Origin of the sequence: Rickettsia asembonensis, from assembly GCF_000828125.2 — a bacterium.
In the GTDB taxonomy this organism is placed as follows: Bacteria; Pseudomonadota; Alphaproteobacteria; order Rickettsiales; family Rickettsiaceae; genus Rickettsia; species Rickettsia asembonensis.
The window spans coordinates 21,711-31,770 of record NZ_JWSW01000012.1 but is presented as its reverse complement, the minus strand read 5'-3'; the positions used below and the strand labels follow the sequence as shown (position 1 = coordinate 31,770).

Genomic DNA, 10,060 nt, shown 5'->3' with positions numbered 1-10,060 from the left:
TCAACACTCCCCTTAGGTATAAAACGGCTTCTTCTCTTTGCTTTTTCTTGTTTTTTGATATCTTATTAACTTTATTACCCCCTACAATATATCTATATCTTCCCTGCTCTAACAATCATGCCGAGGCATGTACCTTATTAATATCAAAAATAATTATAAGGCATATTAGACAATAATATAATCTTAATAGCCGCTTAAATTTAAAAAATGTACTATAATAGCAATTATAAATTGAGTAAGGAGCTAAATTAAAAAATTTTTAATTGAAGTAGTATATGGAATATTGTAGTAATAATTTTACAACTTAAAATTCATTTAAAGAGGAAAATATGAACGATCAAAAATATAGAAATATTACTTTTACCAGAGAAAGTAAAATAGCAAATATTAATATATCTCCCGATAAAATAACAATTGGAGCTAATCAGCGGGTCACGTTTAAAAGCCTAGGTAATATTGAGGAATTAATCTTAGGACCACATAGTAGTGTTAAAGTAATAGATCTTAATCATAAGGTATTTATAAATAATACTAATCGAGATAAGATAATTATATTATCAGGTAAAGATACTAATTTTTATGATATCCCTACGCTTAAATTTTATTGATATTCTCTGTCATTCCTGCTTTCGCAGTAAGACGTTGTTGCGTGGATCAATTTCGCCTCTATCAAGCCACGGGGTGACACATTGGATTTTACCGGTCTACGCAACAATGCCTGCTCGCAATGACGGGGTGGTATCCATGCGGGCAATGCCTCGCAGAATGACATAAAGAGCATTTTACCGCCCCACAAAATAATACCTCTAAGCCCCAAGCAGCACTTGATTTTGTAGTTTAAATAATTCTGCTACGCCGCCTTTAGCAAGTTTTAACATTGCTATAAACTGCTCTTCGGAAAAAGGTTCTTTCTCTGCCGTGCCTTGTACTTCGATTAAATTACCGTTACCTGCAAATACAAAATTACTATCCACTTCAGCATCGCTATCTTCTAAATAGTCCAAATCTAGTATCGCCTCACCTTTATATATCCCGCAGGAAACAGCTGCAATTTGACTAATTAACGGATTTACCTTTAAAATTCTCTTTTTCATCAATGATCTAATAGCTAGGTGTAATGCTACGTAGCTTCCTGTTATCGCTGCCGTTCTAGTACCGCCATCGGCATTAATAACGTCACAATCTATAATAATCTGCCTCTCACCTAGTTTCTTCAAGTCAATTACACATCGCATGCTTCTTCCTATCAAACGCTGTATTTCTTGGGTTCTTCCGCCTTGCTTCCCTTGTGCTGCTTCTCTTTTAATACGCTGGGATGTAGAGCCTGGGAGCATGCCGTACTCAGCGGTAACCCAACCTTGATTCTGCCCTCGTAAAAACGGCGGTACGGTAGTTTCGCAAGTAGCACTACACATGACATGTGTATTACCGATTTTAATAAGGCATGAACCTTCCGTATTAATAAGCGGTGATAATTCTAATGAAATAGGACGTAATTGGTTGCTTTTTCTTCCTGACTGTCTCATAAATACAATTTGTACTCCATAAGTAAAAATAAATAGTAGACGAAGTTTAATTTTCAAATTAAACGAGTATACCATTGAAAAAATTTTTATTATATCTATATATCTCAAAAAAGAATATAAATATAAAGTAAATAATATGATAGATGATAATATAGAAAATAATGAACAAACAATAAATGATATTGCTGAAGAGATAGTTAAAAAGGCAAATCCGGAAATAACAGAGTTAAAAGCAGAAATTGAAGAGCTAAAAGACAGACTAATTAGAACTACTGCCGAAATAGATAATACAAGAAAACGTTTAGAAAAAGCACGTGACGAAGCAAAAGATTATGCGATTGCTACATTTGCTAAAGAACTACTAAATGTTAGTGATAATCTTTCAAGAGCATTAGCACATAAACCGGCAAATTCTGATATAGAAGTCACAAATATTATTGCAGGCGTTCAGATGACTAAAGATGAACTGGACAAAATCTTTCATAAACATCATATTGAAGAAATAAAGCCGGAAATAGGATCAATGTTCGACTATAATTTACATAATGCAATTTCGCAGATAGAACATCCTGATCATGCACCGAATAGCATTATTACTTTAATGCAATCAGGATATAAAATTAGGGATAGACTGCTTAGACCTGCTACCGTACAAGTAGTTAAAAAATCTTAATACTTGATGAACTTCAAAAATTGGCGTTGTCGTTCTACAAGAGCTTCGGTTCTCACGTATTAAGTATAAGCTGCGATCCTCGCCTTGTGAACCGATTACTCTTTTTAAAGTTGATCTTCGTATAGAAATGGAAAAAATAATATGAATAGAACCGCTATATTTTGGCTAGTTTTTTTAGGGCTTTTTATAAGCGGTTTTATGCTAATTTCAGACGCAGTAAAACCATTTTTTATCGCATTTATAATATCTTACTTACTCCAACCTGCTATAGGTTTTATCGCATCAAAATTTAAAATATCAAATAAATTTGCATCAAGCATAATTTATCTGATATTTTTGAGCATATTTTTCTTAAGCTTAACTATTTTAGTGCCGATAATTTATGGACAAATTTTTACTTTTATAAATAATATTCCAAAATATAAAAATTATTTACAAGCAGAAATATTACCGCCTATAATGGCAAAAATTTATTCGATAGAACCTGATATTGCCGATAAAATCAAGAATTCTTTAAGCAATCTTATAAATAGTATATTTACTATACTTGGCAGTATTGCTAATAATTTTTGGCGTTATACCATTATTACTATTAACATATTTATTTTATTTTTACTTATACCTATAATATTATTCTATTTCCTACGTGATTGGGCTAAAATTATTGCAAACATGAAATCATTATTACCTATAAAAACCCGACCGAAAATCCTTGAAATATTATCGGCAATTAATAATCTGTTATCAGCTTATATAAGAGGACAGCTAAATATTTGCTTATTACTATCTACTTATTATAGTATTACATTTACCGTAATAGGTATTGATCTCGCTCTTTTACTTGGCATTTTAACTGGATTTTTAGTTATTATTCCTTTTATCGGTACTTTTATATCGTTTCTTTTGACTCTAATTATCGGTTATTTAACTTTCGGCATGACCGCAAAATTATTATATATAATGATAATTTATCTAGTCGGGAATATTTGTGAGTCTTATATTTTAACTCCTAAAATTATCGGTGATAAAATAGGTTTGCATCCTCTTTGGATTATATTCTCGATTTTTGCCTGCGGCAGTTTATTTGGAATTATTGGAATATTTTTTGCTATACCGATTGCAGGGATTACAAAAATTTTACTCCTAAATCTAATTAAATTTTATAAATCTAGCAAATTCTATCGAACAGACGGCTAAGTTATAATATTATTGTATGATTTTTAAAAAGTGTCTAATGTCATTCCCGCGAAAGCGGGAATCGAGTCAAACCTATAAAAAACTTGTTTTTTTAGGTTTATTTTATGAATTAATGTATAATTTTTGTACTGGTATTAAGATTATTTTTCTGGATTCCCGCTTTCGCGGGAATGACATAGAGAAGCATGAAAATGACCCCCTCGACCTACAACAATGCTGCTAAGGATTAATAATGCAGCAATATATATTTCGTTTTATTACTTCTAATAAATATCATCCTGATGAGTTTATTGTTTCTAGTTCTAACGAGCAAGCTTATAATATTATAAAAAATTGGCAGTGCAGCTTTGGCGTTAATCCTTATAAATTTACTTTATTAATTAAAGGACCTTCTTCGTCAGGAAAAACTTATTTAACCAAAATATGGCAAAAATTAAGCAGCGCCTATATTATTAAAGATATTTTTTTTAATGAAGAAATTTTAGCAAAATATAATGCTTTTATCATTGAAGATATTGAAAATTGGCAAGAACCGGCATTACTTCATATATTTAATATTATTAACGAAAAACAAAAATATCTTTTACTTACCTCATCTAATAAAAGCAGAAATTTTACTTTACCCGATTTATCTTCACGTATTAAATCAGTATTTAGTATTGTATTAAACTCACCTGATGATGAATTAATCAAAATTCTAATATTTAAGCATTTTTCTATTTCTTCGGTAACAATATCAGGACAAATAATAGATTTTCTTTTAGTAAATTTGCCTAGGGAATATTCTAAAATTATAGAAATATTAGAAAATATTAACTATTTTGCTTTAATTTCCAAAAGAAAAATAACAACTTCATTAGTCAAAGAAGTTTTAAATAAGTATAATCATAAAATATTGTAACTTTTTCCTTGACTTTAAATCTTCTTAATATAACCTTTCTATAAATTAACTTTTTAGAAAAAATTGTGTTGGGATACGAAAAAAAAATTTAAATAGAGAACAAAAACAGGCTATAGGCTTACTATCGATAGGTACTTTTTTAGAGTATTTTGATCTTATGCTATATGTTCATATGGCAGTACTACTTAATGAGCTTTTCTTTCCGCAATATGATACTCACGTTAATCGCCTTCTTGCAGCTTTTTCTTTTTGTTCTACTTTTATTTTTAGACCCTTAGGAGCTTTGTTATTTGGCTGGATAGGAGATAATATAGGTCGGAAATCTACAGTCATTATTACCACTATTTTAATGTCGTTTTCTTGCATCGTTATGGCTAATCTTCCTACTTATACCCAAGTAGGTGCTAGTGCCGCTTGGATAGTAACAATATGCCGTATAGTGCAAGGTATGTCGTCCATGGGAGAAAGAGTGGGAGCAGAATTATATTTAACAGAATCCGTAGGAGTTCCTAAACGCTTTCCTGCCGTAGCATTTGTAGGGGTATGTGCTAGCTTAGGATTAACTGTCGCCCTTGGCGTAGCAACCTTAGTTACATCCTATAGCTTTAATTGGCGTATCGCATTTTGGGTAGGTGCAGGAATTGCTTTAATAGGGAGTGCTGCTAGGACTACTTTACGTGAAACACCAGATTTTGTTGATGCTAAGCGTAGAATACAAGAAAATATAAAAGATAGTAATATAATTGATGTAGCAAAGATAAAAAATAATCATGTATGGCAGGAAAAAGTTAATAAGAAGACCGCAATCTATTATTTTTTAATACAACTAGCACAACCGGTGTGGTTCTATTTTGCTTATATTCATTGTAGTAATATACTTAAAGATTCGTTACACTATACCGCTGAAGCAGTAATACATCAAAATTTCATTATTTCTATAGTAGAATTTTTTGTAGCACTAGCACTTACGTGTTTATGCTATAAATTTCATCCACTAAAAATTTTAAAAACGCAATTAGTAATATTTTTAATTTTTCTTCTATTTAGTCCATTAATATTAGATAATATAACGCAAGGCTGGCAAATTCTCTTAATTCAACTAATTGTAGTTACTTTTTCTCCAAGTGAATTTCCGGCAATTCCAATATTTTATAAAAGTTTTCCGGTTTTTAAACGATTTACCTATGCTAGCTTTATATATGCTTCTTCACGAGCCGCTATGTATGTAATTAGTTCTTTTGGGCTTGTTTATTTAACAGAACGTTTTAATAATTTAGGATTGTTGATGATAGTAATTCCTATTATTATAGGGTATAGCCTCAGTATATCACATTTTAAAAAGCTAGAAGTTGAAGCAGGAAATTATTATTGAATATAAAAGGCGAAACGCGACTTTCACCTTTTATATCAATTATAATTAGTTATATAATTTATCTTCTTCAGAGAGTTCATTTTTAATTATTTCAAGCAGAGAAAAAACCTTACAATATTCTTCAAGCTTTCCGTTTATTTTTTGCAACTCATCTAAAGCACTACTAAAATCTTCTTGTATTAGATAGGTTTCCACAGTTTTATTCTGCTCTAATGTTTTAAGCATGATATCTTGTAACAATTTATTATAGTAATTTTCTAACTTAGGTGTATTTGACATAATGATTAATAAATAACTTTGTATTTTAATTAATATATGAATTTTTTAATAATACAATAATTTTTAGTTAGTTTATGTTATTATTTATCTCTCTTTGTTCTTATTAACACTAACTCATGACAAAGATTTACCTTAAATTTGTATTTTAAGTAATTTAATTATAGATAACTATTAACAAATTTTAATAATTATCTATAATGCACCCTAAAACAGATTAAAGGCATACAAATAGAGCGAATAGAATGGCAAAACCTATAGAAGAAGAAAATAAATATGCACAATCACTAGAAGAAGATTTAGATATTGTAAAGGAACAGAAAAAAAAGGCATCATATAATAATATAGACACAGCACCTAAAAAGCAGTCTCCAATATTTAGAAGTATGGATGATATAGAAGTTATACAAAGGCGTAACTTGGAGCATATAATTTCTCAAGAAACAGCAAAAAGTAAAGATGATTTATATATAATAGAGCAAGAACGGATACAAAAATTAATGAATAGAGGCACAAACGCCTTAAAAAACCATGAACAACAGCCAAATAGTGAGCATAAAGCACAAGCTAACTCAAGAACATCTAATATTCTAAATAGGATTAAGACCTCAAAAACATGGGGTAATATAAAGAAAATAAGCAACATAACAGGAAAGATTCTTTTTAATAAAACCACAGCTAGCGTACTCGGATTAATAGCAAGTAGTATTATGCTGGCAACTATAGCACCCGCAACAGCTCCATTTATGTTTGTATCAGCTGCTGCCATGGCAACATCTATAGTAGGTAAAGCAATAATAGATGTAGTACATACTCGAAAGATACGTCTTCTTACACAAGAAAATAAATTATTAGTAAAACATCGTGACGATTTGAGTAAACAACAAGCTCTTTTAAAAATTGACCCGAAGTTAAAAGATATTTTAAAAGATGATTTATATATACATAATGATCCGAATCAAACGAAAGGTAAAAATACTCAAAATACCAAATCATTATTTATAGCATCGGTTATAACAAATGGAATAAGTAATATAGTAAACGTAGCAGTGGTATCTGCAGCTATAATCGGTGGTGGTGTAGCACAAATAATTTCATCAATAAATATAGGATTACAATCATTAAAAGGTTCTAAAGATTCAGTAAATCAGATTCAGGATAGAATAAAGTTAATTAAGGAGTTAAACCATAATATTAATCAAGAAAAACAAAAAACAGATATAGGTAATTATAAAAATATCCAAGAATTAGCAGAGATAGGATATAAACAAGCTGTTCAAACTGAAGCATTAACCGCTTTATTACAAGATAAGAATTACTTTAAATTTACCGATCAAGAAAAACAACAAAGATTTAATCAGCTTAGTAAAGAAATAACACTAAGGACAGCATTAGAATATGCTGATACAAAAAAAATAACATCACAAAATATAATAGTAGACGTACTAAAAGATATAAATAGAACACATAATCCTTTTTATAAACAACCAGAACAAATAACTACCCATAAAAGCTTGTTAACAAAAGCAGTTGAAAATACAAATACTAACGATCATAAAGAATATAAAACGATACAGTTAAAAAAGAAATTAGAACTAAGCGGCACAGAAAATATAGTAAATAGAATCGGGAAACAATTAATTAATAACAATACTATTTCTAATAAAAATACAGATACACCAAATAATTATATAAAAAGAATTACAAAAAAAGATTTAGGGTTAATAAGGTAAAATAGGAAATCATCAATAAACCTCTTGCATAACCTAATCTTATAAAGAGGAAACACTCACCTCACACTGCAACATACAAAAAGTATATGAGGATATGAGTACCGGATTGACGCATAAATATTTTTTTCTCTCAATTAGTTTATTATCATACTATTAACGTCACTAATGAATAGGTAAAAATAAGCTAATAGTAAGTTGCACTTCACTTCCAATAAAAAATGCTAAAATTTAGTATTTTTTTACTGGATTATTTCGTCAATTATTTTGTAATTTTCTTGCAATGGCATTAAACTATTAACTAATATATAATTAGTTAGAAATGCCATTTCACAAAGATACTGTTTTTTTGATAGATTTAACTATTGTAACATTTAAAACTGAAAAGCTTGAGTTTAAGGCTCATGGATTGTTTGATGTTTTCGTTGAAATACTAAAAACTTTCGATTGGTGGGCGATGACGGACTCGAACCGCCGACACTCTCGGTGTAAACGAGATACTCTACCAGCTGAGCTAATCGCCCATATTTTTTATTAATTAGTAAAATAACATTATTTATAATTAATAAGAAGTATATATAAGTAATTTAGCAAAATTTTATTAGCTCTTGCTTTTAAATTATCTATAAAGTGTTATTTACTTTCGTTCAAACTTTTTATTTGTTTTGATAACCTGCTGATTTTTCTTGAAGCGGTATTTAATTTAATTATATTTTTTTTCACACCTTGCATTATCTTAGACTGAGCAACAGATAAAGCTAAGTTAGCATTTTCTTTATTACCAAGACTGATTTCATGTACAACTTTCTTTATAAAAGTTTTTATTGCACTAGATCTTTTTTTACTGATTAGAGTTCTTTTTACTGTTTGTCTAGCAGCTTTTTTTGCTGAAGAATGATTAGCCATTACCGAGTCCCTTATATTTTAATTTTTAATTTCTTCATTAGCATCTTGCTGTATATTTCCTTTAGCATTAATATCTCTATCTACAAATTCAATATATGCTATCGGTGCTAAATCACCATAACGGAATCCGGCTTTTATTATTCTAGTGTAACCGCCAGGTCTATCTTTATATCTGGTACCTAAAATATTTATAAGCTTTGCTACTGCTTTTTTATCTTTTATTTTTGATAAAACGCTTCTTCTTACCGTTAAATCAGCTTTTTTAGCTTTAGTAATTAGAGTTTCAATGTAAGGTCTTAATTCCTTAGCTTTTGGTAAAGTAGTTTTAATTTGTTCATGAGTTACAAGTGCTACAGCCATATTAGCGAGCATTGCTTGCCTATGGCTACTTGTTACATTTAACTTTCTACCTTTAATTTTATGTCGCATTTTTATTAGTCCTTAATTATAAGAATCTTCATAACGTTTAGATAATTCTTGAATATTTTCCGGTGGCCAATCCGGTACATCCATACCGAATCTTAAATTAAATTTTGCCAATATTTCTTTAATCTCATTTAAAGATTTTCTACCAAAATTTGGAGTTCTCAGCATATCAGATTCCGTTCTTTTTACTAAATCCCCTATATATATTATATTATCATTTTTCAAACAATTTGCCGATCTAACTGATAATTCCAATTCATCAACTCTCTTAAGTAAATAAGGTAAAAACGGTAAAGCATCAGTTTTAACTTGCTTATCTTCTTCCTGTTCTTCAAAAGAAATAAATAATTGTAATTGCTCTTGTAGAATACGTGCAGCTAAACCTACAGCCATTTCAGGTAATAAATCACCGTTAGTTTCTACAAACATAATTAATTTATCATAGTCGGTAACCTGACCTACCCTAGTATTTTCTACTTTATAAGTAACACTCTTTACCGGGTTAAATAAAGCATCTATAGCTATTTCACCAATAGGTAAATTATCCTCATAGCTATTTGTGCTAAGTACATATCCTTTACCAACCTTACAAGTTAATTCCATTTCGAGCTGCTTGTTCTTAGCTAGATTACAAATTACATGATCCGGATTCAGTATTTCTACATCATGACCTGTTTCAATCATACCGGCCGTTATAACACAAGGTCCTGTTGCTTTTAATTTCATGATACGTTTTTCCGCAACATGCATTTTTACTTCAATACCTTTAATGTTTAAAATCACTTCCGATACATCTTCTTTTACACCAGGTATAGAAGAAAATTCGTGTTCTATAGCAGGGATCTTTATAGAAGTGATAGCTGCTCCTTGCAAAGAAGAAAGTAATACTCTTCTCATAGCATTACCGAGTGTTAAACCAAAACCTCTTTCTAAAGGTTCAACTACAATTTTAGCTTTATTATTGGTTTCCGGAAAATTTTCATAAGCGACTTTATTTGGCTTTATTAAAGTATTCCAATTTTTACTTAACGATAACATTTAATACCTATGATT

General features: G+C 29.9%; 13 protein-coding genes and 1 tRNA gene. 7 read left to right on the top strand and 7 right to left on the bottom strand.

Features of this window, described 5'->3' with window-relative positions:
- Positions 1–329: 329 nt before the first annotated feature.
- Positions 330–608 carry a hypothetical protein gene (locus SB78_RS02565; protein WP_041078385.1) on the top strand — a complete coding sequence of 93 codons (279 nt, stop codon included), beginning with the start codon at positions 330–332 and terminating at the stop codon, positions 606–608.
- Here the strand turns inward: SB78_RS02565 and SB78_RS09630 are convergent.
- Positions 602–796: a hypothetical protein gene (locus SB78_RS09630; protein ID WP_158510088.1), complete on the bottom strand. Its 195-nt coding sequence runs from the start codon at positions 794–796 to the stop codon at positions 602–604. The two genes, SB78_RS02565 and SB78_RS09630, sit on opposite strands and share 7 nt — an antisense overlap.
- Positions 797–806: 10 nt before the next feature.
- Positions 807–1,526 carry a ribonuclease PH gene (gene rph / locus SB78_RS02560; RefSeq protein ID WP_041078384.1) on the bottom strand — a complete coding sequence of 240 codons (720 nt, stop codon included), beginning with the start codon at positions 1,524–1,526 and terminating at the stop codon, positions 807–809.
- 136 nt (positions 1,527–1,662) lie between these two features.
- Here rph and grpE point away from each other — a divergent pair, with 136 nt between their 5' ends.
- The 5 genes from grpE (at position 1,663) to SB78_RS02540 (ending at position 5,669) form a co-directional block, all read left to right on the top strand.
- Positions 1,663–2,199: a nucleotide exchange factor GrpE gene (grpE, locus tag SB78_RS02555; RefSeq protein WP_041078383.1), complete on the top strand. Its 537-nt coding sequence runs from the start codon at positions 1,663–1,665 to the stop codon at positions 2,197–2,199.
- Positions 2,200–2,340: 141 nt separating this feature from the next.
- Positions 2,341–3,396 (top strand): AI-2E family transporter, encoded by a 1,056-nt coding sequence (locus SB78_RS02550; RefSeq protein WP_041078382.1) that lies wholly within the window; start codon positions 2,341–2,343, stop codon positions 3,394–3,396.
- A gap of 37 nt (positions 3,397–3,433) precedes the next feature.
- Complete coding sequence (locus SB78_RS09150) at positions 3,434–3,619, top strand: hypothetical protein (RefSeq protein WP_146625003.1); 186 nt, start codon at positions 3,434–3,436, stop codon at positions 3,617–3,619.
- Between the two features lie 9 nt (positions 3,620–3,628).
- Positions 3,629–4,297, top strand: a complete 669-nt coding sequence (locus SB78_RS02545) for an HdaA/DnaA family protein (protein WP_041078381.1) — start codon at positions 3,629–3,631, stop codon at positions 4,295–4,297.
- Between the two features lie 73 nt (positions 4,298–4,370).
- The gene (locus SB78_RS02540; protein WP_041078380.1) at positions 4,371–5,669 is read left to right on the top strand and encodes an MFS transporter; all 1,299 of its coding nucleotides are present in this window, start codon (positions 4,371–4,373) and stop codon (positions 5,667–5,669) included.
- A gap of 45 nt (positions 5,670–5,714) precedes the next feature.
- Here the strand turns inward: SB78_RS02540 and SB78_RS02535 are convergent, their stop codons facing one another.
- A complete protein-coding gene (locus tag SB78_RS02535; protein WP_041078378.1) occupies positions 5,715–5,948 on the bottom strand; it encodes a hypothetical protein in 234 nt (77 codons plus the stop codon).
- A gap of 242 nt (positions 5,949–6,190) precedes the next feature.
- Here SB78_RS02535 and SB78_RS10000 point away from each other — a divergent pair, with 242 nt between their 5' ends.
- Positions 6,191–7,678, top strand: a complete 1,488-nt coding sequence (locus tag SB78_RS10000; protein WP_041078377.1) for a hypothetical protein — start codon at positions 6,191–6,193, stop codon at positions 7,676–7,678.
- Between the two features lie 445 nt (positions 7,679–8,123).
- Here the strand turns inward: SB78_RS10000 and SB78_RS02525 are convergent.
- From SB78_RS02525 to SB78_RS02510, 4 genes are all read right to left on the bottom strand, one after another.
- A tRNA-Val gene (locus SB78_RS02525) sits at positions 8,124–8,199 on the bottom strand.
- Between the two features lie 109 nt (positions 8,200–8,308).
- Positions 8,309–8,581 carry a 30S ribosomal protein S20 gene (rpsT, locus tag SB78_RS02520; RefSeq protein WP_041078376.1) on the bottom strand — a complete coding sequence of 91 codons (273 nt, stop codon included), beginning with the start codon at positions 8,579–8,581 and terminating at the stop codon, positions 8,309–8,311.
- A gap of 18 nt (positions 8,582–8,599) precedes the next feature.
- Positions 8,600–9,010, bottom strand: coding sequence for a 50S ribosomal protein L17 (gene rplQ, locus SB78_RS02515; protein ID WP_041078375.1), 411 nt, complete (start codon positions 9,008–9,010; stop codon positions 8,600–8,602).
- A 12-nt stretch (positions 9,011–9,022) separates the two neighbouring features.
- Positions 9,023–10,045: a DNA-directed RNA polymerase subunit alpha gene (locus tag SB78_RS02510; protein WP_041078374.1), complete on the bottom strand. Its 1,023-nt coding sequence runs from the start codon at positions 10,043–10,045 to the stop codon at positions 9,023–9,025.
- Positions 10,046–10,060 lie beyond the last annotated feature (15 nt).